Annotated in this window: 17 protein-coding genes and 1 pseudogene; 4 read left to right on the top strand and 14 right to left on the bottom strand. The window is 71.0% G+C overall.

Going from position 1 to position 23,238, the window contains the following annotated elements:
* Positions 1-55 precede the first annotated feature (55 nt).
* The 11 genes from EEJ42_RS45550 to EEJ42_RS45500 all read right to left on the bottom strand — a co-directional run bounded on the left by EEJ42_RS45550 (position 56) and on the right by EEJ42_RS45500 (position 12,896).
* Entirely contained in the window at positions 56-391 is a 336-nt protein-coding gene (locus EEJ42_RS45550; protein ID WP_009718803.1) for an RNA polymerase-binding protein RbpA, read from the bottom strand.
* A 216-nt stretch (positions 392-607) separates the two neighbouring features.
* Positions 608-835: a preprotein translocase subunit SecG gene (gene secG, locus EEJ42_RS45545; RefSeq protein ID WP_039942143.1), complete on the bottom strand. Its 228-nt coding sequence runs from the start codon at positions 833-835 to the stop codon at positions 608-610.
* Positions 836-964: 129 nt separating this feature from the next.
* Positions 965-1,741 carry a triose-phosphate isomerase gene (tpiA, locus tag EEJ42_RS45540; protein WP_123108008.1) on the bottom strand — a complete coding sequence of 259 codons (777 nt, stop codon included), beginning with the start codon at positions 1,739-1,741 and terminating at the stop codon, positions 965-967.
* Positions 1,742-1,746: 5 nt separating this feature from the next.
* Complete coding sequence (locus EEJ42_RS45535; RefSeq protein WP_123108007.1) at positions 1,747-2,949, bottom strand: phosphoglycerate kinase; 1,203 nt, start codon at positions 2,947-2,949, stop codon at positions 1,747-1,749.
* A gap of 80 nt (positions 2,950-3,029) precedes the next feature.
* The gene (gene gap, locus EEJ42_RS45530; protein WP_123108006.1) at positions 3,030-4,034 is read right to left on the bottom strand and encodes a type I glyceraldehyde-3-phosphate dehydrogenase; all 1,005 of its coding nucleotides are present in this window, start codon (positions 4,032-4,034) and stop codon (positions 3,030-3,032) included.
* 174 nt (positions 4,035-4,208) lie between these two features.
* Complete coding sequence (locus EEJ42_RS45525) at positions 4,209-7,190, bottom strand: M14 family metallopeptidase (RefSeq protein ID WP_123108005.1); 2,982 nt, start codon at positions 7,188-7,190, stop codon at positions 4,209-4,211.
* A gap of 194 nt (positions 7,191-7,384) precedes the next feature.
* Entirely contained in the window at positions 7,385-8,374 is a 990-nt protein-coding gene (whiA, locus tag EEJ42_RS45520; protein WP_055554275.1) for a DNA-binding protein WhiA, read from the bottom strand.
* Entirely contained in the window at positions 8,365-9,384 is a 1,020-nt protein-coding gene (locus EEJ42_RS45515; protein WP_009718796.1) for a gluconeogenesis factor YvcK family protein, read from the bottom strand. Before EEJ42_RS45515 ends, whiA begins: the two co-directional genes overlap by 10 nt.
* Entirely contained in the window at positions 9,381-10,319 is a 939-nt protein-coding gene (gene rapZ, locus EEJ42_RS45510) for an RNase adapter RapZ (protein ID WP_179933659.1), read from the bottom strand. The genes EEJ42_RS45515 and rapZ overlap by 4 nt, the downstream gene beginning before the upstream one ends.
* Positions 10,316-12,430 carry an excinuclease ABC subunit UvrC gene (gene uvrC, locus EEJ42_RS45505; RefSeq protein ID WP_123108010.1) on the bottom strand — a complete coding sequence of 705 codons (2,115 nt, stop codon included), beginning with the start codon at positions 12,428-12,430 and terminating at the stop codon, positions 10,316-10,318. Before uvrC ends, rapZ begins: the two co-directional genes overlap by 4 nt.
* A 40-nt stretch (positions 12,431-12,470) precedes the next feature.
* Positions 12,471-12,896, bottom strand: a complete 426-nt coding sequence (locus EEJ42_RS45500) for a Rieske (2Fe-2S) protein (protein ID WP_123108004.1) — start codon at positions 12,894-12,896, stop codon at positions 12,471-12,473.
* Positions 12,897-13,102: 206 nt separating this feature from the next.
* Between EEJ42_RS45500 and EEJ42_RS45495 the strand changes: the two genes are divergently transcribed.
* Both EEJ42_RS45495 and EEJ42_RS45490 read left to right on the top strand, forming a co-directional pair.
* Positions 13,103-14,182, top strand: coding sequence for a LacI family DNA-binding transcriptional regulator (locus EEJ42_RS45495; RefSeq protein ID WP_123108003.1), 1,080 nt, complete (start codon positions 13,103-13,105; stop codon positions 14,180-14,182).
* Positions 14,179-15,144: a carbohydrate kinase family protein gene (locus EEJ42_RS45490; protein ID WP_123108002.1), complete on the top strand. Its 966-nt coding sequence runs from the start codon at positions 14,179-14,181 to the stop codon at positions 15,142-15,144. Before EEJ42_RS45495 ends, EEJ42_RS45490 begins: the two co-directional genes overlap by 4 nt.
* A gap of 88 nt (positions 15,145-15,232) precedes the next feature.
* Here EEJ42_RS45490 and uvrA read toward each other — a convergent pair whose 3' ends face one another.
* Positions 15,233-18,289, bottom strand: a complete 3,057-nt coding sequence (gene uvrA / locus EEJ42_RS45485; protein WP_123108001.1) for an excinuclease ABC subunit UvrA — start codon at positions 18,287-18,289, stop codon at positions 15,233-15,235.
* A gap of 307 nt (positions 18,290-18,596) precedes the next feature.
* Here uvrA and EEJ42_RS45480 point away from each other — a divergent pair, with 307 nt between their 5' ends.
* Both EEJ42_RS45480 and EEJ42_RS45475 read left to right on the top strand, forming a co-directional pair.
* On the top strand, positions 18,597-19,253 hold the full coding sequence (locus tag EEJ42_RS45480; protein ID WP_123108000.1) for an MBL fold metallo-hydrolase: 657 nt from the start codon (positions 18,597-18,599) through the stop codon (positions 19,251-19,253).
* Between the two features lie 136 nt (positions 19,254-19,389).
* The gene (locus EEJ42_RS45475) at positions 19,390-20,700 is read left to right on the top strand and encodes an MFS transporter (protein WP_123108009.1); all 1,311 of its coding nucleotides are present in this window, start codon (positions 19,390-19,392) and stop codon (positions 20,698-20,700) included.
* Positions 20,701-20,757: 57 nt separating this feature from the next.
* Here the strand turns inward: EEJ42_RS45475 and EEJ42_RS45470 are convergent, their stop codons facing one another.
* The gene (locus tag EEJ42_RS45470) at positions 20,758-21,762 is read right to left on the bottom strand and encodes a TerC family protein (protein ID WP_123107999.1); all 1,005 of its coding nucleotides are present in this window, start codon (positions 21,760-21,762) and stop codon (positions 20,758-20,760) included.
* Positions 21,763-22,022: 260 nt separating this feature from the next.
* Positions 22,023-23,238, bottom strand: a pseudogene (locus EEJ42_RS45465) (TerD family protein); the annotation flags it as partial.

Below are 23,238 nucleotides of genomic sequence, written 5' to 3'. Positions count from 1 at the left end.
CCCCGTCAGGGGGTGCGCGGCCGGGCCGTCGTCGCGCGCTGTCGCTGGGCTCTGCTCAGATCTCGCCGCGGAGCTTGGCGAGCGCCTCGGCGAGGATCGCCTCGCCGTCGGCGTCGCTGCGCCGCTCCCGCACATAGGCGAGGTGCGTCTTGTAGGGCTCGGTGCGGGGCGGGTCCGGCGGGTTGTCCCGGTCCTTGCCGGCCGGGAAGCCACAGCGGGGGCAGTCCCACGTGTCCGGGATCTGCGCGTCGCTGGCAAAGCTCGGCACGGTCTCGTGCCCGTTCGAGCACCAGAAGGAGATGCGCAGGCGCGGCGCCGATTCGCCTCGCTCGGCTTCTCCCATCGGCCCCGCTCCGACCCGACTTCCACGGATCGCGTTGCCACTTGCCACGGTCGTAACTCCCTGCGTGATGGTGCCGCGAAGCATCGAATGGCGGCCCCGCTGCCCGGCGCCCCAGACTACGAAAGGCCCAACGCGCGTCCATCGAGAGGAGTTACACCCGCCCTTGAGGACGCCACCCCATGATAGGCCGCGAATCCGCCGCACTGACGACGGTACGTCAGTTATCGGGCCGGAATCGGGCCCCGACCGCGCTTCGGTCGAACGTCAGTCGAGCTTCATCAACAGGCCGAGCACGACGATGACGACGAACCACAGCAACCCGACCACGATGGTGATGCGGTCCAGGTTGCGCTCAGCGACCGAAGAGCCACCGACGGAGGACTGCATTCCGCCACCGAACATGTCGGACAGACCCCCGCCCTTCCCCTTGTGCATGAGCACCAGCATCATCATCAAAAGGCTCAAGATGATGAGGGCGATCGAAAACCCCATGATCACGGCTGGACCAACTCTCTCGGGCTCGTTACGGACGGTTTCTTACGGGAGACGGGGGCCGGGGAGGCGCGAAATGCGCCACCACGACCCCCGACAGAGTACGACGAGGCCCGGCTCAGGGCCTACTCACTGGTCGCGGAATCGAACGATCTTGACGAATTCGTCCGCGTCCAGCGCGGCGCCGCCGATCAGGGCGCCGTCGACATCCGGCTGCGCCATGATCGCCGCCACGTTCCCGGACTTCACCGAGCCGCCGTACTGGATCCGGACCTTGTCGGCCAGCTCCTGGCTGTACAGCTCGGCCAGCCGGCCGCGGATGGCCCCGCAGACCTCCTGGGCGTCCTCGGGGGTGGCGACCTCGCCGGTGCCGATCGCCCAGACCGGCTCGTACGCGATCACGATCGTCTCGGCCTGCTCGGCCGGGACGTCCTCGAGGGCGCCGTCCAGCTGCGCGAGGGTGTACGGCACCTGCTGGCCCGCCTTGCGGATGTCCAGGCCCTCGCCCACGCACAGGATGGGGGTGAGGTCGTTCCGGAAGGCCGCCTTGACCTTGCCGTTGCAGATCTCGTCGGTCTCCGCGTGGTACTGGCGGCGCTCCGAGTGGCCGATGGCCACGTAGGTGCACTTCAGCTTGGAGAGCATCGGACCGGAGATCTCGCCGGTGTACGCGCCGGAGTCGTGCGCGGAGATGTCCTGGGCGCCGTACTTGATCTTCAGCTTGTCGCCGTCGACCAGGGTCTGCACCGACCGCAGATCGGTGAAGGGCGGCAGAACCGCGACCTCGACGGCCTCGTAGTCCTTTTCGGCCAGCGCGAAGGCGAGCTTCTGGACGTGGGCGATGGCCTCGAGGTGGTTGAGGTTCATCTTCCAGTTGCCCGCCATCAGCGGGGTGCGGTCACTCACGGTGTTCAGTCCTCCAGTGCGGCGAGGCCGGGGAGCGTCTTGCCCTCGAGGTATTCGAGGCTCGCTCCGCCGCCGGTCGAGATATGGCCGAAAGCGGATTCGTCGAAGCCCAGGATCCGGACGGCCGCGGCGGAGTCACCGCCGCCCACCACGGTGAAGGCGGGGCTGTCGAGGAGCGCCTGGGCCACGGCCTTGGTGCCGTCGGCGTAGTCGGGGTGCTCGAAGACGCCCATCGGGCCGTTCCAGAAGACGGTGGCCGTGTCGGCGAGCTTCGAGGCGTACAGCTTGCGGGTGTCCGGACCGATGTCCAGCCCCTCCAGGTCCGCCGGGATGGCATCCGCGGGGACGACCTGCGGATGCGCCGGGGCCTTGGTCTTCAAGTCCGGGAACCCGTCCGCCGCGAGGACGTCGACGGGCAGCACGAACTCCACGCCGCGCTCCTGCGCCCGCCGCAGGTAGTCCTGGACGGCCGGGACCTGGTCCTCCTGGAGCAGCGACTTGCCGACCTCGTGGCCCTGGGCCTTGAGGAAGGTGTACGCCATGCCGCCGCCGATCAGGATGCGGTCGGCCTTCTCCAGCAGGTGGTCGATGACGCCGAGCTTGTCGGAGACCTTGGCGCCGCCGAGGACCACCGCGTACGGCCGCTGGACGTCCTCGGTGAGCTTCTTCAGGACGCTGACCTCGGTGGCGATGAGCCCGCCCGCGGCGTGCGGCAGCCGCGCCGGGAGGTCGTACACGGAGGCGTGCTTGCGGTGCACCGCGCCGAAGCCGTCGCCCACGTAGAGGTCGGCGAGGGCGGCGAGCCGGTCCGCGAAGGCCCCGCGCTCGGCGTCGTCCTTGGCCGTCTCACCGGCGTTGAAGCGCAGGTTCTCCAGCAGCGCGACCTGGCCCGCGGCGAGCCCCGCGACGGTGGCCCGGGCGCTGTCGTCCACGGTGTCGGTCGCGAACGCGACCTGCTTGCCGAGGAGTTCGCCGAGCCGCTCGGCGACCGGGGCGAGCGAGAACTGCGGGTCGGGCGCGCCCTTGGGGCGGCCGAGGTGCGAGGCGACGACCACCTTGGCGCCCGCGTCCAGGAGCGCGGAGATGGTCGGCACGGCGGCGCGGATCCGGCCGTCGTCGGTGATCGTCCCGCCGTCGAGCGGGACGTTGAGGTCGGCGCGGACGAAGACCCGCTTCCCGTCGACCTGGAGATCGTCAATCGTCTTCACAGAGTGACTCCTTGTTCATGGCACGGGGCCCGTTACGACGTGTGCCGTAGCGGGCCCCGTTCTCGCTCATCGCGGCAGGGTCAGAGCCGGCCGCCGACGTAGACGGTCAGGTCGACGAGGCGGTTGGAGTAGCCCCACTCGTTGTCGTACCAGCCGACGACCTTGACCTGCTTGCCCTGGACCATGGTCAGGGAGGAGTCGAAGGTGCAGGACGCCGGCCAGTTGACGATGTCCGAGGAGACGATCGGGTCCTCGGTGTACTCCAGGACCCCCTTGAGCTGACCCTCGGCGGCCTTCTGGAAGGCGGTGTTGATCTCGTCCTTGGTGACCTCGCGGTCCAGCTCCAGGACCAGGTCGGTGACCGAGCCGGTCGGGACCGGGACGCGCATCGCGATGCCGTCCAGCTTGCCCTTGAGCTGCGGCAGGACCAGGGCGGTGGCCTTGGCGGCGCCGGTGGAGGTCGGAATGATGTTCTCCGCGGCGGCGCGGGCGCGGCGCAGGTCCTTGTGCGGGAAGTCAAGGATGCGCTGGTCGTTGGTGTACGCGTGGACCGTCGTCATCATGCCCTTGACGATGCCGAAGTTCTCGTCGAGAACCTTGGCCATCGGCGCCACACAGTTGGTGGTGCAGGAGGCGTTGGAGATGACGTCGTGCTGGGACGCGTCGTACTTGTCCTGGTTGACGCCCATCACGATCGTGATGTCCTCGTCCTTGGCGGGCGCGGAGATCAGGACCTTCTTGGCGCCCGCGGCCAGGTGCTTGGCCGCGTCGTCACGCTTGGTGAAGATACCGGTGGACTCGACGACGATGTCGGCCCCCAGCTCTCCCCACGGAAGGGCGGCCGGGTCGCGCTCGGCCATGGTCTTGAAGGTCTGGTTGCCCACCGTGATGGTGTCCTCGGTGTGGCTGACCTCGTGCTTCAGCCGTCCGAGGATGGAGTCGTACTTCAGCAGGTGCACCAGGGTGGCATTGTCGGTCAGGTCGTTGACACCGACGATCTCGATGTCCGCGCCCTGCTCCAGGAGCGCGCGGAAATAGTTGCGACCGATGCGGCCAAAGCCGTTGATGCCTACGCGGATCGTCACGAACCGATCTCCTCGTTGGTGTGCCGGGTCTGGACGCCGGCGAGCTGTTTGGGAATCCCCGACCGCCTCCGACCCTACCGCTATCACGTGACGTCCGTGACATTGGCGTCGGCGGCCCATGACCACCGGAAAGGGGTATGGGCCGCCGATTCAGTCACGGTTCGTCACGGTCTGTCAACGGCGCAGCGCACGCAGCGCGCTCCTCACGAGCGACGCCCGCTGGGCGGCGTCCCGGACGTGTTCCAGGCCGAAGCCGAGCAGCACGGTGTCCCGGGTGGTGACCGCGGCCGCGGTACGGAACAGCTCCTTCGAGCGCGTCCAGTCCGCCGCGTTCGCTGGGCTGCCCTCCGGCGGCCCCGGCACCGACCAGGGGCCGAGCGCCGTTTCGAAGCCCTCGGCGTCCCGCGTGTCGCCGCCGGTGACGAGCGCGGTGCTGTCGACGAAGGCGCCGCGGCCGCCGGCACTCGAATCGGTGACGTACGAGAGGGCCAGTTCGACCTTCTCGCCCGCGTAGCGGCTCAGGTCCAGGGTGACCGGCTTCCAGCCGCCCGAGGAGCCCGTGAAGCTGTTCCAGGCGCCCGTGCTGCCCTCGGCGCGGCAGCCGTCGTCGGCGGCCGTCAGGTAGCGCTTCAGGAACGGGTGGGCGTTCAGCAGGAAGCCCGCCTCGCATTCGGCCGGGACCCGGTCCGAACCGGCGCCGCCCTTATCCGGCAGCGTGGTCCAGTCGTCCTCGCCGACGGTGTGCGCCTCGGCGATCACATGGTCGTAGCCGGGCTCGGTGTCGTAGCTGAGCCGGAAGGTCAGGCTCGGCTCGTCCCCGGCGCTCACCCCGGTCAGGTCGACGGTGCGGGACAGCCGCGTCCAGGAGCTGTTCCGGTGGACGGCGGCGGCCATCCACTCGCCCTCGTAGGGCTGGTACGGGGTGCGTGCGCCGGAGTACGCGCCCGCGCCCGCGCTGCGGAACTGCGGGAAGTCCTCCGGCGGCAGCACATCGGAGGTGACGGTGTACGCGCCCGCGGCGTCCAGGGGGTTGCCGGGCGCGTCGCCGAGCGTCGCGGAGGTGCCGTCGAGCGCCCCGCCACCCTGGTACGCGGGCGGCGACTGCATCGTGAGGCGGCCGTCGGCACCCAGGTAGTACTGGCTGAAGTCGTCGGTGTCGGCCGGGCCCACCACGGAGCTGCCGCCCGCCTGCTCACCGGTGGTGATCAGCTTGCCGCCCTCGTTGAGGTAGTCGCGCACCGCGAGCAGGGTGGCGCCGCCGGGCTTCTGGGCGCCGGTGTACCAGAGCACCGTCCTGAAGTGACCGAGCACCCCGAGCGCGGACGGCGCCCCCTGGGTGGCCACGTCCCAGACGGCCGCCTTGCGGCCGTTCCGGGCGAGCGCGTCGGTGTACGCGGCGAGGTGCCGGGCCGGGGAGTCGCCGCCCTCCTCGGCGATCACCAGCGTGTCGGCGCGGGGCCGCTCGGCGACGGTGTACGTGAACGGCTCGCTCGCGGTCCGCTCGCCGTCCTGCGTACGGCCGGTGAACCACACCTTCACCGTGTCGCCGGGGTCCGCACCCCTGACCGCGGCGCGGTACTGGTCGAAGTGGATGTTGTCCTCGCCGCCGTAGGTCTCGCCGCCCTTCCAGGGCCGCAGGGACGCGGTGTGGGTGCGCCCGCCGTTCACCCGGTACGCGAGCGTCTTGGCGCGGACGCTCTTGCGGGCGGTGACGGAGACGTCCTGGGCGGCGCCGCGGGCGTAGGAGGTGGTGAAGGCGTCCGGGGTGAAGTCGGGCGCGGTCATGCCGACCGATGACGACGGCTGGTCGGGGTGCCGGGCGGTCTCGGCGACGGAGAGCGCGAAGGGGATGTTCTTGGCGAACTCCTGCTGGATCAGCTTCTCGTCGTCCGGGAAGGTGAAGACGGACGCGCAGTCGCGCGGCTGCCAGGCGTCGTTCGGGTCGACATTGGAGGCGGTCTGACAGGTCGACATCTCCGGGGTGAACATCATCATCCCGTTGACGTTGGCCGCGTGGCCGTCGGCCTCCCCGTTGGTGGTGTACAGCTCCGAGGACACCTGCGGGTGGTAGCCGGGGATCGCGGAGTGCTCGGGGGTGCCCGCGAGCGCCTTGTACAGCACGTCGTCGGGGGTCGGGGTGGCGACCTGCCAGCCGACGCCGTAGAGCAGCAGTTCGGCGGCCGAGTGGTAGTTGATGCCGTAGGTGAAGCCGATGCGCTTCTCGAAGCGGTCCAGCGCCTTGGTCTCGGGCTCGGAGCCGGGGGCGGGGCCGCGGTAGGTCTCGTCGGCCGGGTCGGCGGACGACCCCTCGTTGTCGTAGCCCCACTTGTAGGGGAAGTTGCGGTTGGGGTCGACGCCGTCGCCGGGGGCGATCTTGCCGTCGCCGTTGTTGTCCCGCAGGGTCTTGCGCCATTGGCGGTTGGCCGGACTCTGATGCGTGTAGTCGTACCCGTCCGGGTTGGCGGAGAGCACGAACCAGAGCTCGGTGCGGTCCACGATCCTGGTGACGCGGTCGTCCTTGCCGTAGTGGTCCAGGTAGTAGTGCATCAGCCGCCGGGTCATCTCCGGGGTGATCCACTCACGGGCGTGCTGGTTGGACATGTACAGCACCGACGGCTTGCTGCCGTCACGGCTCTTCGCGGCGCCCTTGGTGAGCTTGAGCGCGAGGATGTCCTTGCCCTGGGTGGTCTTGCCGATGCTGACCACCTTGGTGAGACCGGGATGCGCCCGCCCGGTTTCGACGATCTCCTGCCGGAGGCCGCCGTCGCCGCTGTACGGGCGGAAGACGCCGTCACCCGCGGCCTTCACGCGGCCCAGGGTCCGCTGCGAGAGCTTCTTCTCGGTGAGCGCCACGCCCTGACCGCGCAGCGCGGCCGCCTGAGTGCCGGTCAGATACAGCTCGACCGGTCCGGCGCCCTTCTCGGGCACCTGCGTGCCGAGTTCCGTGCCGTCCACGCCCGCCCTCAGCAGCAGCGGGATCTGCGCCCGGGTGACCTGGGCGGTCCATACGGTGAGCGCCTCGCCCGCGGTGTCGGCCGCGGGTTGTGCGTGGGCCGCGGGTGTGGCGGCCAGTCCGGTGAGGAGTAAGGAAGCCAGTGCCGCGGCCGAGCCGACCGCTCTCGCCGTGCGTCTCCATCCGGCCTTGCGTGTCTTCATGAGCCCCCCTGACTGTCGTTCCGACGTGTGGGTGCACCGCCGCATAAGCCTCATGTCGGCACATGGCCATGTCAACAGCGGCTCGCGGCGATGATCCGGTGGTGTGACCACCCGGCTCCCGTACCCCCGGACACACCGCGCCCCCGGATCCGTACGGAGAACCGGGGGCGCGGGACGCGATGGGCTGTGGGCGGTCAGCCGACCATGCCCTCGGCCATCTCGTCGGTCAGGGTCGACTCCGTACCCGGAATGCCCAGGTCCTGGGCCCGCTTGTCGGCCATGGCGAGCAGCCTTCGGATACGGCCCGCGACGGCGTCCTTGGTCAGCGGCGGGTCGGCGAGCGCCCCCAGTTCCTCCAGGGACGCCTGCTTGTGCTCCATGCGCAGCCGCCCGGCCGCGGCCAGGTGCTCGGGCACCTCCTCGCCCAGGATCTCCAGCGCGCGCTGCACCCGGGCGCCCGCGGCGACCGCGGCCCGGGCCGAGCGGCGCAGATTGGCGTCGTCGAAGTTGGCCAGCCGGTTGGCGGTGGCCCGCACCTCGCGGCGCATCCGCCGCTCCTCCCAGGCGAGCACCGACTCGTGCGCCCCCAGCCGCGTCAACAGCGCGCCGATGGCATCACCGTCCCGGACGACCACCCGGTCCACCCCGCGCACCTCGCGCGCCTTCGCGGCGATCTGGAGCCGACGGGCGGCGCCGACCAGCGCCAGCGCGGCCTCCGGACCGGGGCAGGTCACCTCCAGGGAGGACGAGCGGCCGGGCTCGGTGAGCGAGCCGTGGGCGAGGAACGCCCCGCGCCAGGCGGCCTCGGCGTCACAGGTGGCGCCGGAGACGACCTGCGGCGGCAGCCCGCGGATCGGCCGGCCGCGGCCGTCGACCAGACCGGTCTGGCGCGCCAGCTGATCACCGCCCGCCACCACCCGCACCACGTACCGACTGCCGCGGCGCAGCCCTCCGGGGGCCATCACCACCAGATCGGAGGAGTGCCCGAAGATCTCCAGGATGTCCTTGCGGACCCTGCGGGCCGCGATGCCCGTATCCAGCTCCGCTTCGATCACGATGCGCCCGCTCACCAGGTGCAGGCCGCCCGCGAACCGCAGGATCGCCGAGACCTCCGCTTTCCGGCAGCAGGTGCGGGTGACGGGGAGCCGGGAGATTTCATCCTTCACCGCTGCCGTCATCGCCATGGGCCGATCCTTCCATGCATCCGAAAAATACGGTCGTACGCGGCCGCCAGAAGCTCCGGGTCATGCTTCGGGGAACCGTCGGTCGCGGCCACCGGCGCCAGCTCGACCGTGCCGCCCAGTCGTTTCGCGGCATCGCACAGACTGCTCTGGTCGGGAACGGCGGCCTCGTCGGCCAGCACCACGTCGAAGGCGAGTTTAGGGGCGTGTCGGGCCAAAACCTCCAAATGACGCTGCGGGGAGAAGCCATCGGTTTCACCCGGCTGGGGCGCCAGATTCAGCGAGAGCACCCGCCGGGCCTTGGTGTCGGTGAGGGCCCGCAGCAGATCGGGCACCAGGAGGTGCGGGATCACGGAGGAGAACCAGGAGCCGGGGCCCAGCACCACCCAGTCGGCGTCCATGACCGCCTCGACCGCCTCCGGGACCGCCGGCGGGTCGTTCGGCACCAGGTGGACCGACTGCACCTCACCGGGGGTCAGGGCGACGGTGGCCTGCCCGGCGACCGTCGACACCTCGTCCGGGCGGGCCGGGTCATGGCCCTTGACGTACGCCTGGAGCTCCAGCGGCACCGCCGACATCGGCAGCACCCGGCCGTGCGCGCCCAGCAGCTTGCCGACCAGGTCGAGCGCGGCCACATGGTCGCCCAGCTGCTCCCACAGGGCGACGATCAGCACATTGCCGACCGCGTGGCCGTGCAGCTCGCCCTCGCTGATGAAGCGGTGCTGGATGACCCGGGCCCACGTCTGGCCCCAGTCGTCGTCCCCGCACAGGGCCGCCAGCGCCTTGCGCAGATCGCCGGGCGGCAGCACCCCCAGCTCGTCGCGGAGCCGCCCGCTGGAGCCGCCGTCGTCGGCCACCGTGACCACGGCGGTCAGATCACCGGTGATCCGGCGCAGCGCGGCGAGCGACGCGGACAGGCCCATACCGCCGCCGAGCGCGACCACCTTGGGCTGCGCGCTCCGGCCCGTACGGGCCCCGACGAGCCGCCGCAGCCGCCCGTTACGGATCGTCACTCGCGCCCCATGTCACGGTGGACGATGACGGTCTCGACCCCTTCGGCGCCGAGCCGGGCGGCCAGCCGCTCGGACATCGCGACGCTGCGGTGCTTACCACCCGTACAGCCGACCGCGATCGTCACATAGCGCTTGCCCTCGCGGCGGTAGCCCGCGGCGATCAGCTGGAGCAGCTCGGCATACCGGTCCAGGAACTCCTTGGCGCCGGGCTGGTTGAAGACGTAGCCGGACACCTCCTCGTTGAGCCCGGTGAAGGGGCGCAGCTCGGGAACCCAGTGCGGGTTGGGCAGGAAGCGGCAGTCCACCACCAGATCGGCGTCGACCGGCAGGCCGTACTTGTAGCCGAAGGACATCACGGTGGCGCGCAGCTCCGGCTCCTCCTCACCGGCGAACTGGGCGTCCATCTTGGCGCGCAGCTCGTGCACGTTGAGGCTGGAGGTGTCGATCACCAGATCGGCGTCACCGCGCAGCTCGCGCAGCAGATCGCGCTCGGCCGCGATGCCGTCCACGATCCGCCCGTCGCCCTGGAGCGGGTGCGGGCGGCGCACGGACTCGAAGCGGCGCACCAGGGCCTCGTCGGACGCCTCCAGGAACAGCACCCGCCGCTTGACGTTCTTGGCGGCCAGGTCCGCGAGGGACTCGCGGAGGTTGTCGAAGAAGCGGCGGCCGCGGACGTCCACCACCACGGCGATGCGCGCCACATTGCCCTGCGAGCGGGCGCCGAGATCCACCATGGTCGGGATCAGCGCGGGCGGCAGGTTGTCCACCACGAACCAGCCGAGGTCCTCCAGACATTTGGCGGCGGTGCTGCGCCCCGCGCCGGACATGCCAGAGATGATCACCAGCTCGGGAATGGCTGCCGCCGCCTCGGCGGACTCTCCCGTCGTGCCCGTATTCACCTGCGCTCCGTCTCCGTGGATCTCGTGCTCTGTCATGATCTCGTCCCCCGGTTCGCGGACGGCGCCGACGATGCGGCCTCGTCCTCAATGATCTCTCCTGTGGCGGTGTTCACGGCGGGCGCGGCCGGAGCCGCTCCGGTGAGCGCCGCCGCGACCGTCTCGGCCGTCTTCCGGCCGACGCCCGGCACCTCGCAGATCTGCTCGACCGTGGCGGCGCGCAGCCGCTTGACGGAGCCGAAGTGCTTGAGCAGCGCCTGCTTACGGCTGTCACCGAGGCCCGGTACGGCGTCCAGCGGCCCGGCCTTCAACGACTTGGCGCGCTTGCTGCGCTGGTAGGTGATGGCGAACCGGTGGGCCTCGTCGCGGACCCGCTGGAGCAGATACAGCCCCTCGCTGCTGCGGGGCAGCACCACCGGGTCGTCCTCGTCGGGCAGCCAGACCTCTTCGAGCCGCTTGGCGAGCCCGCAGACGGCCACGTCGTCGATGCCCAGCTCGTCCAGCGCCCGCTTGGCGGCGGCCACCTGCGGCTGTCCGCCGTCGACCACGACGAGCTGCGGCGGGTACGCGAACCGCTTGGGCCTGCCGTCGTCGTCGAGGGGGCCGGAGGTCTCTCCGACGGGGGGCGCCTCGGCGGGGGCCGCCTGGGCGGGCTCGCCGGGCTCGGTGGGGGATTCCTGCGCGGGCTCGGCGGGCTCGGCGGGGGATTCCTGCGCGGGCTCGGCGGCCTCCTCCCACTCCCCCGACTTCTGCTTCTCCTGGAGGTAGCGGCGGAAGCGGCGGCCGACGACCTCGTGCATGGAGCGGACGTCGTCCTGCCCGGCGAAGCTTTTGATCTGGAAGCGGCGGTACTCGCTCTTCCGCGCCAGCCCGTCCTCGAAGACCACCATGGACGCCACCACGTCATCGCCCTGGAGGTGGGAGATGTCGAAGCACTCGATGCGCAGCGGCGCCGAGTCCAGCCCGAGCGCCTCGGCGATCTCCTCCAGGGCCCGGGAGCGGGTGGTGAGGTCGGAGGCGCGCTTGGTCTTGTGCAGCGCGAGCGCCTGCTGGGCGTTGCGCTGGACGGTCGTCATCAGGTCCTTCTTGTCGCCGCGCTGCGGGATGCGCAGATCGACCCGGGAGCCCCGGCGCTCGCTGAGCCACTGGGTGACCGGCTCGGCCGGGTCCGGTACGGCGGGCACCAGGACCTCCTTGGGCACGGCGTCGCCCCGCTCCTCCCCGTACAGCTGCTGGAGGGCGTGCTCGACCAGGTCGGCGGTGTCGACGGCCTCGACCTTGTCGGTGACCCAGCCGCGCTGGCCGCGCACCCGCCCGCCGCGGACGTGGAAGATCTGGACGGCGGCCTCCAGCTCGTCCTCGGCGACCGCTATCAGGTCGGCGTCGGTCGCGTCGGCGAGGACGACCGCGTTCTTCTCCATGGCGCGCTTGAGCGCCCCTATGTCGTCACGCAGCCGGGCGGCCTTCTCGTACTCCATCTCCTCGGCGGCCTGCTGCATCTGCTGTTCGAGGCGGCGGATGTAGGTGCCGGTGCGCCCGGCCATGAAGTCGCAGAACTCGTCGGCGAGTTCGCGGTGCTCCTCGGCGCTGACCCGGCCGACGCAGGGGGCGGAGCACTTGCCGATGTAGCCGAGCAGACAGGGGCGGCCGATCTGGGCGGAGCGCTTGAACACCCCGGCCGAGCAGGTACGCACGGGGAAGACCCGCAGCATCAGGTCGACGGTCTCGCGGATCGCCCAGGCGTGCGCGTACGGCCCGAAGTAGCGCACGCCCTTCTTCTTGGCGCCGCGCATGACCTGGACCCGGGGGAACTCCTCGTTGAGGGTCACCGCCAGCGACGGATAGCTCTTGTCGTCCCGGTACTTGACGTTGAACCGGGGATCGAACTCCTTGATCCACGAATACTCGAGCTGAAGCGCCTCGACCTCGGTCGACACCACGGTCCACTCGACCGCGGCGGCCGTGGTGACCATGGTCCGGGTGCGCGGGTGAAGGTGCGCCACGTCCTGGAAGTACGAGGAGAGCCGCTGGCGCAGGCTCTTCGCCTTTCCGACGTAGATCACCCGGCCGTGCTCATCACGGAACTTGTAGACCCCCGGCGACTCGGGGATCTGTCCCGGCTTGGGGCGGTAGCTGCTCGGGTCGGCCATGGTCACCACCCTACTGGCGGGCGGTGACAGTTCAGGCGGATCAGGCGTCCGGCCCCGCGACGAGCTTTCCGCCCTTCGTCCGGACCGGCACGGACGGCAGCGGGGCGACGGCGGGGCCCTGGAGGACCTTGCCGGTGCGGGCGTCGAAGACGCTGCCGTGGCAGGGGCAGCTGATCTTTCCGTTCTCGACGGAGTCCACGACGCAGCCGCGGTGGGTACAGACCGCGCTGAACGCCGTGTACTGGTCCTCGGCGGTCCGGGAGACCACCACCCGGTCCTCGCGGTAGATCTTCGCACCCCCGGCCGGGACGGCGTCGGCCGGGCCGAGGTCGACGGGGGCGGTGGGGGTCGGGGACGCCTTCTTGCCCGACCCCTCCGGACCGCAGGCGGCCGCGCCGAGCCCGGCGGCTCCGGCCAGCGCCGCTCCGCACAGCACGGTTCTACGGGAGGCGGACTGGCTGGTCATGGGGGCTCCACGGGGCATAGCGGTACGAGCTGGGGCTGCTCTACGACGATACCGGTACGGATCGGTCCGCCCACCGGCGGATCCCCGTTCGTTCGGGTAGACGTAAACGTTTGCGCAAGCGTTTACGCGGGGTCGCCGATGCGATACGTTCCCCCACGTTCCCGCAGCACACCGAAGAGCGGCACACCGAGGAGAGGGGCGGGCGGATGGCGACCATGGTCGACGTGGCCCGGCGCGCGGGGGTCTCCGTGGCCACGGTCTCGCACGTCCTCAACGAGACCCGCCGGGTGCGCCCGGACACCCGCCAGGCCGTCCTGGACGCCATCGACGCCCTCGGCTACACCCCCAACACGCTGGCCCGCTCCCTGGTCACCGCCCGCACCCGCTCCATCGGGCTGGCCGTCTCGGCGATCAGCAATCCGTACTTCACCGAGATCCTCCAGGGCGTCGAATCCAGCGCCCTCGCACACGGCTACAGCCTGCTGATCGCCGATCCGCACGACGACCCGACCCATGAGCGGAAGGTCGTCCAGCTGCTCCATGAGCGGCGGGTGGACGGAGTGATCGTCGCGCCGTCCGCCGAGCCCTCCGCGCTGATCGGCTATCTGACCCGGAGCGGGGTCCCGTGCGTCTTCCTCGACCGGATGATCGGCGACGGCCACGGCCACGGCCATCCGTACGACCAGGTCGGCGCCGAGAACGCGTTCCACCTCGAACAGCTGGTGCGCCACCTCGCCGAGCTGGGCCACACCCGCATCGGCCTGGTCGCGGGCCTGCCGGGGCTGAGCACCACCGCCGAGCGGATCGCCGGATACCGCACCGGACTGGACCACAGCGGACTGCCGTTCGACCCCGGGCTGCTGGCGGACGGCCACTCCGAGGCGCGGGGCGCGGAGGGCGCCACCCACCGGCTGCTGGCCTCCGCCGAGCCGCCCACCGCGATCATCACCGCCAACAACGCGATGACGATCGGCGCGCTGCGCGCCCTGCGGGCGGCGGGCCGCGCCGTACCGGGCGATCTGGCGCTCGCCTGCTTCGACGACTTCTCCTGGGCCGATGTCTTCTCCCCCGGGCTCACCGCGATCTCCCAGCCCAGCCGGGAGATCGGCAGCACCGCGGTCAGGCTGCTGCTGGACCGGCTGGAACGTCCGGAGCGGCCGCCGCGTACCGTGCGGCTGCCCTGCGCCTTCGTCCACCGCACGTCCTGCGGCTGCGCTCCCGAGCCCGCGCCCGCTCCCCCGTCCCCCGATCGCCCGCCGCTCCCAGGAAAGGACCCCGTCTCGTGATCGTCGTCGCCGGAGAAGCCCTGATCGATCTCGTGCCCGATCGCGCGGCCCCCGCCGCGGCGGGTGACGAGCTGCCCGCGCTGCGTCCGGCGCGCGGCGGTGGTCCCTACAACACCGCGATGGCGCTGGGACGGCTCGGCGTGCCGACCGCGTTCTGCTCGCGGGTCTCCACGGACGGCTTCGGCGAGGCGCTGCTGTCCCGGCTGCACCAGGACGGGGTGGACACCGCCCTGGTGCAGCGCGGCCCGGAGCCCACCACCCTCGCCGTCGCGTCGATCGGCGCCGACGGGTCGGCGGGCTTCGGCTTCTATGTGGAGGGCACCGCGGACCGGCTCTTCGCGCTGCCCCCGGCCCTGCCCGAGGGGACCACCGCGCTGTCGCTGGGGACCTGTTCGCTGGTGCTGGAGCCGGGCGCGAGCGCGTACGAGGCGCTGCTGCGGCGCGAGGCCGGGCGCGGCGTATTCACCGCGCTCGACCCCAACATCCGCACCGGGCTCATCCCCGACGCCGACGCCTACCGGGCCCGCTTCCGCGGCTGGCTGCCGTACGTCGGGCTGCTCAAGCTGTCGGTCGAGGACGCGCGCTGGCTGGCCGGTTCCGGGGACGCCCCGGCGGAATCCGAGGCGGCGGTCGAGGCGGCGATACGGGAGTGGGCGGCGGCCGGACCGGGGGCCGTGGTCTGCACCCACGGCGGGGACGGGCTGAGCGTGCTGTGCCAGGACGGATCCCGCTGGTCCGTGCCCGGGGAGCGGGTGGAGATCGTGGACACCATCGGGGCGGGCGACACCGTGAACGCCGCGCTGCTGCACCGGCTGGCCGCCCACGACGCGCTGTCGGCGCCCGCGCTGGCCAAGCTGGGCGAGGCTGCCTGGCGGGACGTCCTGGGCTTCGCCGCCCGGGCCGCGGCGATCACCTGCTCCCGGGCGGGCGCCGAGCCGCCGTACGCCGCCGAGCTGGCGTAAGCCCGATCAGCGCACGCAAACGCGTCAGCACGCGAGTGCGCCGCGCCCGGTCCGGGCGCGGCGCACCGCACGAAGGGTCTTCCGCGGCCTACTTGGCGGCCGTCCGCTTCGAGGCGGCCGTGGACTTGGCCGCCGTCTTCTTGGTGGCGGTCTTCTTCGCCGCGGCCTTCTTCACTGCGGTCGTGTTCGCGGTGGCCTTCTTCGCCGCGGTCTTCTTGGCCGCCGCCTTGGCCGGGGCCTTCTTGGCGGTGGCCTTCTTCGTCGTGCCGCCCGTGCGGGCCGCGGGCACGGTCGCGTCGCTCACCCGGTCGCCCAGCATGTCCCGCAGGAACTTTCCGGTGTGGCTGGCCGGAACCGAGGCCACCTCTTCCGGGGTGCCCTCGGCGATGACCAGACCGCCGCCGCTGCCGCCTTCGGGGCCCATGTCGACGACCCAGTCCGCCGTCTTGATCACATCGAGGTTGTGCTCGATGACGATCACCGAGTTGCCCTTGTCGACCAGCCCGGACAGCACATTGATCAGCTTGTTGATGTCCTCGAAGTGCAGACCGGTGGTCGGCTCGTCCAGCACATAGACCGTCCGACCGGTGGACCGCTTCTGGAGCTCGCTCGCCAGCTTGACGCGCTGTGCCTCACCGCCGGAGAGGGTGGGCGCGGGCTGGCCGAGCCGCACATACCCGAGGCCGACCTCGTTGAGGGTGCGCAGATGGCGGGCGATCGTCGGCACCGCCTCGAAGAAGTCCAGCGCCTCCTCGATGGGCATGTCCAGCACCTCGGCGATGGACTTGCCCTTGTAGTGCACCTCCAGCGTCTCCCGGTTGTAGCGCGCGCCGTGGCAGACCTCGCACGGCACATACACATCCGGCAGGAAGTTCATCTCGATCTTGATCGTGCCGTCGCCGGAGCAGTTCTCGCAGCGGCCGCCCTTGACGTTGAAGGAGAAGCGCCCGGGCATATAGCCGCGCACCTTCGCCTCCATCGTCTCGGCGAACAGCTTGCGCACATGGTCGAACACCCCGGTGTAGGTGGCCGGGTTGGACCGCGGCGTACGGCCGATGGGCGACTGGTCGACGTGGACGACCTTGTCGACCAGATCGTCACCGGCGACCCGGGTGTGCCGCCCGGGGACAGTCTTCGCCCCGTTCAGCTCGCGGGCCAGATGGGTGTAGAGGATGTCGTTGACCAGCGTGGACTTACCGGATCCGGAGACGCCGGTGACGGCCGTCAGCACGCCGAGCGGGAAGGACACGTCGATGTCCTGGAGGTTGTTCTCCCGGGCGCCGTGCACCGTCAGCTGCCGCTCCGGGTCCATGGGACGCCGGATCCGCGGCAGCGGGATGACCTTCTTGCCCGACAGGTAGTGGCCGGTCGCCGACTCCTCGTTGACCAGCAGTTCGCTCAGCGGCCCGCTGTGCACGACCTTGCCGCCGTGCTCACCCGCGCCCGGGCCGATGTCCACCACCCAGTCCGAGGTCTTGATGGTGTCCTCGTCGTGCTCCACGACGATCAGCGTGTTGCCGAGGTCGCGCAGCCGCACCAGCGTCTCGATCAGCCGGTGGTTGTCGCGCTGGTGCAGACCGATCGACGGCTCGTCCAGCACGTACAGCACGCCGACCAGGCCGGAGCCGATCTGGGTGGCCAGCCGGATGCGCTGGGCCTCACCGCCGGAGAGCGTGCCCGCCGCCCGGTTGAGCGAGAGATAGTCCAGGCCGACGTCGACCAGGAAGCGCAGCCGCTCGTTGACCTCCTTGAGGACGCGCTCGGCGATGGTCTTCTCGCGGGCGGTCAGCTCCATGTTCCGCAGGAACTCGGCGCATTCGCTGATCGACATCGCGGAGACGTCCGCGATGGACCGCTCCTGCACGGTGACCGCGAGGACGATCGGCTTGAGGCGGGTGCCCTCACAGGTGGGGCAGGGCACCTCGCGCATATAGCCCTCGAACCGCTCCCGGCTCGCGTCGCTCTCCGCCTCCGTGTGACGCCGCTTGACGAACGGCACGGCACCCTCGAACGCGGTGGTGTACGCCCGCTGGCGGCCGTAACGATTGCGGTAGCGGACCTCGATCTGGGTGCGGTGACCGTTCAGCAGGGCCTTCTTGGCCCGCTGCGGCAGCCCCGCCCAGGGGATGTCCGTACGGAAACCGAGGGCGTCGGCGAGCGCGCCGACCAGCCGGCCGAAGTAGTCCTTGGTGTGGCCGTGGGACCAGGGGTGGATGGCGCCCTCGTCCAGCGACTTCTCCTCGTCCGGAACGATCAGCTCCGGGTCGACCTCCATCCGGGTGCCGATCCCGGTGCAGTCCGGGCAGGCGCCGAACGGAGAGTTGAACGAGAACGAGCGCGGCTCCAGCTCCTCGAAGGACAGGTCGTCATACGGGCAGTAGAGGTGCTCGGAGAACATCCGCTCGCGCTGCGGATCGTCCTCGTCCAGATCCACGAAGTCCAGGATGATCATGCCGCCGGAGAGGCCGAGTGCGGTCTCCACCGAGTCGGTCAGCCGCCGCTTGGCGCTGTCCTTGACGGTGAGGCGGTCCACGACCACCTCGATGGTGTGCTTCTCCTGCTTCTTCAGCTTCGGCGGCTCGGACAGGTGGATCGTCGCGCCGTCCACCCGGGCCCGGCTGTAGCCCTTGGTCTGGAGATCGGAGAAGAGGTCGACGAACTCCCCCTTGCGCTCGCGCACCAGCGGCGAGAGCACCTGGAAGCGGCTGCCCTCGGGCAGCTCCAGCACCCGGTCCACGATCGCCTGGGGCGACTGGCGGGCGATCGGACGGCTGCACTCCGGGCAGTGCGGCTTGCCGATGCGGGCGAACAGCAGCCGGAGGTAGTCATAGACCTCGGTGATGGTGCCGACGGTCGAGCGCGGGTTGCGGGACGTCGACTTCTGGTCGATCGACACCGCCGGGGACAGGCCCTCGATGAAGTCCACATCGGGCTTGTCCATCTGGCCCAGGAACTGCCGCGCGTAGGAGGAGAGCGACTCGACGTAGCGGCGCTGCCCCTCGGCGAAGATCGTGTCGAACGCGAGGGACGACTTGCCCGACCCGGACAGTCCGGTGAAGACGATGAGGGAGTCACGCGGGAGGTCGAGCGAGACGTTCTTGAGATTGTGCTCGCGAGCGCCACGGACGATGAGACGGTCGGCCACGCCGGTCGGCACCTTTCTTGAGGAGAGGTGGGTGCGCCGGGCCCGCTCCCGGGTCCCTCCCGACGGGCAGGACGGAGCGGAGCGAAGCCCCCGACCCAGGGTATGGGGGCGCCACGGCGATGTCTTAAGGATGCAGCACACCGAGCCTATAGCACGCACATTCGATTTGCCGGGCCCGTGTGCCCGGTTCACCCGATCGTGTGGCAGGCACTACCGGATAAAAGGCGCATCACGCCCCTGGTATTCCCCTGCCGCCACCGCGCCCCCGACCCCGCGCCGCCCGGTCTTCCGGGACTAGGGTGAGGGCATGACCTACAGCGGAGTTGTGACGGTCGGCGGACCGGCGGACGTACACGAACTGCCCGATCTGATGATCTCGAAGGTCGCGGTCGGCCCCATGAACAACAACGCGTATCTGCTGCGGTGCCGGGCCACCGACGAGCAGCTGCTGATCGACGCGGCCGCCGACCCCCAGACCCTGCTGTCACTGATCGGCGAGAGCGGCATCGCGTCCGTCGTCACCACCCACCGCCACCAGGACCACTGGAACGCGCTGCGCGAGGTGGTGGACGCCACCGGCGCCCGCACCGTGGCGGGCCGGTACGACGCCGAGGGCATCCCGGTCCCCACCGACGTGCAGATCGAGGACGGCGACACGGTGCGGGTCGGCCGGGTCGAGCTGACCGCCCGCCATCTGGTGGGCCACACCCCGGGCAGCATCGCCCTGGTCTACGACGACCCGCAGGGCCATCCGCACGTGTTCACCGGCGACTGCCTGTTCCCGGGCGGCGTCGGCAACACCTGGAAGGACCCCGAGGCGTTCGAGAGCCTGATCAACGACGTCGAGACCAAGCTCTTCGACCGGCTCCCGGACGAGACCTGGGTCTACCCCGGCCACGGCGACGACACCACCCTCGGCGCCGAGCGCCCGCACCTCGCCGCATGGCGCGAGCGCGGCTGGTAACACCCCCTTCGCCCCCGCACCGCGCCGCACGCCGCCGCGCGCCCCGTAACCGGGGGCCCGCGGCGGCTGTTGGCGCGGCATGCACGACGTCCCGCGCGACGACGCCCGCGCCCCGTCCGCCCCTGCCGCCCCGTCCATGGTCCGCCTCGCCGCCGCGGCCCTGGCCGGCACCGCCATCGAGTTCTACGACTTCTTCGTGTACGGCACGGCCGCGGCCCTCGTCCTCGGGCCGCTCTTCTTCCCCACCTTCTCCCCGCTCGCGGGCACCCTGGCCGCCTTCGGCACCTTCGCCGCCGGGTTCGTCTCCCGGCCGCTGGGCGCGATGCTGCTCGGGCCGCTCGGCGACCGCCACGGGCGGCGGCCGGTGCTCATCGCCTCCCTGCTGCTCACCGGCCTCGCGACGGTCGCGGTCGGCTTCGTCCCCACGTACGACAGCATCGGTATCGCCGCCCCCGCCCTGCTGCTCACCCTCCGCTTCCTCCAGGGGCTCGGGCTCGGCGGCGAATGGGGCGGCGCGGTGCTGCTGACCGTCGAGCACGCGCCCGCCGGGCGGCGCGGCCTGTGGTCGGGCTTTCCGCAGATCGGCCCGGCCATCGGCTTCCTGCTGGCCAACGGCACGATGCTGATCCTGTCCGCCACGCTCTCCGACGCCGCGTTCCGCTCCTGGGGCTGGCGGGTGCCGTTCTGGGGCGCGGGGCTGCTGGTCGCCGCCGGGCTGCTGCTGCGCACCCAGCTGACCGAGACCCCGCACTTCCGGGAGCTGGCCGAGCGCGACGAGCGGGCCGCCGCGCCGCTGGCCGAGGTGGTGCGCGGCCACTGGCGGCTGGTGCTGCTGACCGCGGGCGGGCTCGCGGTGGGGTACGCGGTCTTCTACGCGGTGACGACCTGGTCCCTCGCCTACGGCACCGAACGGCTCGGAGTGGACCGCACCGTCATGCTCGGCTGCATCATGGCGGCGGTGGCGGTCAAGGGCGCCGTGACGCCCCTGGCGGCCCATCTCGGCGACCGCTTCGGACGGCGGCCGCTGTGCCTGCTGGGCTGCGCGGCCACGGTGGTGTGGATGTTCCCGCTGATCGCGCTGTTGCGCACCGGGGAGCCGCCGCTGATGTTCCTGGGCTTCCTGGGCGCGCTGCTCGCCTTCATCACCCTGTTCGCCGTGACCTCGGCCTATCTGCCCGAGCTGTACGAGCCGCGGGTGCGCTGCACCGGCGCGGGGCTCGGCTACAACCTCGCGGGGGTACTCGGCGGTGCGCTCACGCCCATCGTGGCGACCGCGGTCTCCCGGGGCGACGGCCCGCCCTGGGGCGTCGCGGCGTATCTGACCGCGGTCGCGCTGCTGAGCCTGGGCTGCTTCGCCCTGCTGCCGGATACACGCCCGACGGCCGACCGTCCGACGGGCGGACGGTCGGCCGTGCGGCCCCTGGAGGCCGGGGAGGCCACTGCCTGAGCCGGGGTCGTGCGGGCGGGGCCGCCGTAGAGGACGGGCCGCCCGCACGGACGGGCGTCAGACGTCGGCGCTGTCCCTGTCCCGGGACCCGCCCTCCCCGGTCCCCGCCTCCGCCAGGGCCTGCTTCTTCGAGGCGTAGAGGCTCGTGATCGTCGTGACCGCGAGCACCGCGCAGATCACGCCCAGCGAGACCGGTATGGAGATCTGCGGAACATGCACCCCGGACTCGTGGAGCGCGTGCAGCACCAGCTTGACGCCGATGAAGCCGAGGATGACCGACAGCCCGTACGACAGGTGGACGAGCTTCTTGAGCAGCCCGCCGATCAGGAAGTACAGCTGGCGCAGACCCATCAGCGCGAAGGCGTTGGCGGTGAACACGATGTACGGATCCTGGGTCAGGCCGAAGATCGCGGGTATGGAGTCCAGCGCGAAGAGGACGTCCGTGGTGCCGATCGCCAGCATGACGATCAGCATCGGCGTCATCAGCCGCTTGCCGTTCTCCATGATGAACAGCTTGGTGCCGTGGTACTGGTCGGTGGAGGGGACGCGCTTCTCGACCGCCTTGAGCAGGCGGTTCTCCTCGTACTCCTCGTCCTCCTCGTCCGAGCGCGCCTCCTGGATGAGCTTCCAGGCGGTCCAGATGAGGAAGGCGCCGAAGATGTAGAAGACCCAGGCGAAGGTCGAGATGATCGCCGCGCCCGCGGCGATGAAGACCGCGCGCAGCACGAGCGCGATCAGCACGCCCACCATCAGCACCCGCTGCTGGTAGATCGTGGGCACCGAGAACTTCGCCATGATCAGGACGAAGACGAAGAGGTTGTCGACGCTGAGCGACTTCTCGGTGATGAAGCCCGCGAAGAACTCGCCGGAGGGCTGGCCGCCCGCGAAGACCAGCAGCCCGAGCCCGAAGAGCCCGGCGAGGACGATCCAGACGGTCGTCCAGATACCGGCCTCCTTGAGGGAGACCTCATGCGGTTTGCGGCCGCCTATGAAGAAGTCGACGGCGATGAGAGCGCAGAGACCGACAATCGTCAGTCCCCACATGGCCACGGAAACGTCCACGGATCCTCCGGCATTCGTACGGCAATTTCAGCGTCGTCGCTGCCGGAGGTCTCTTCCGCCCGGGCTCGCGCCACGGACCGGTGCCCCGGGACCGCGCCCGACCCGACTCAAGGTGCACGGGCGCGATCCGTGGTGACGGGAACACCGCTAAGGAGTACTCCCCTCCGCGTAAAGGAGAGTACAGGAAACCCCATGAAAGAGTAAAGAGAAAGGCAAAAACCCTGCTCAGAGGGGACGTTGGCGAGTAATGATCTTCCGGGTCAACGTCCGTACGCCTGCCGGGCCCGCGCCACCTGCCCCAGCACCTGCTGGAGCACCTGGCTGCCCGCCGGGACGAGCGGCGGCTCGTACGTCCAGGCGTGGCCGACCCAGGGGTCGGCGAGGTGATCGTCGGCGACCGGGGTGATCCGCAGCAGCGAGCGCCACAGCGGGTCCAGCACCGGCCCGTACGCCTGCGCGTCCTCGCGGTCGGCGACCATCATCAGATGCACCCCGACCGAGGGCCCCTCGTCCGCGAGGTAGCGCAGCTGTGTGACGGCCCGGTCGTCGAAACCGTGCGGGAAGTCGTGGACGATCAGCAGTTGCTGGGCGAGGTCCAGATCGGGCGGCAGCGCGTCGGTGGCCCCGCTGCGGATCGCCATCTGCACCAGGTCGACGCGCCGGGTCAGCGCGGCGAGCACCGAGGACACCCCCGCCGCCCCCGCCACCGGCGGCTCACGCAGCGCACCGGACGACACCAGCGGGGCCAGCGACGCCGCGGCCGAGCCCGCCGGGTCGATCACATGCAGCGAGAACTCGTCCACCGGATACACCGCCAGCAGCCGCGCCGCGTGCGCCACCGCCGTCTCGGCGGCCAGCCTGCGCAGCTCGGCGGAGTCCAGCAGGGCGCCGTGGGCGGAGCCGGTGCGCCCCGCGTCGATCCACAGACCGCGCTCCAGCGGCAGCCGCACCAGCATCGGGATGCGCAGCCCCGTGCGCTCCGGAAGGTGCAGATCGCCCAGGCGCAGCGCCATCGGGACCTCCATCGGCACCTGATAGCCCTGCCAGACCGGGCTGTCCCAGCGGGCGTACGCGGGCGGCAGCGCGGGCTCGACGACCTCGACCTCCGCGGTCAGCTGCGCCAGGTCGCGGTCGAGGGCGGTCCGGGCCTGCTCGACCAGTCCGGCCTGCTTGGCGCGGGCCTGCGCGCGGGCGGTGTCGGCCGCGGGGCCGACCCGAGTGCGCGGGTCGGAGAGGACCTTGTCCAGCTCCTGTTCCATCCGGGATTCGGCGAAGTCGACGGCGCTGCGATAGGCGGCGGTGGTGCGGGCCAGGTCCTCGAACATGCCCCAGACCTGGTTGTAGAGCCGCTCGTCCATGGTCCAGCCGGAGGCGTCCCCCGCGACGGGCTGCGCGGGCTGTCCGGGCGGGGCGGGCGGCGCGGTGGGCGGGGGCGTGGGCGGCGCGGCGGTACGGCGCCCGGGGTGCTGGTAGTTG

Origin of the sequence: Streptomyces botrytidirepellens, assembly GCF_003721215.1 — a bacterium.
Classification (GTDB): Bacteria; Actinomycetota; Actinomycetes; order Streptomycetales; family Streptomycetaceae; genus Streptomyces; species Streptomyces himastatinicus.
The sequence above is the reverse complement of the archived record's forward strand: the minus strand, read 5'-3'. Positions and strand labels throughout refer to the sequence as shown.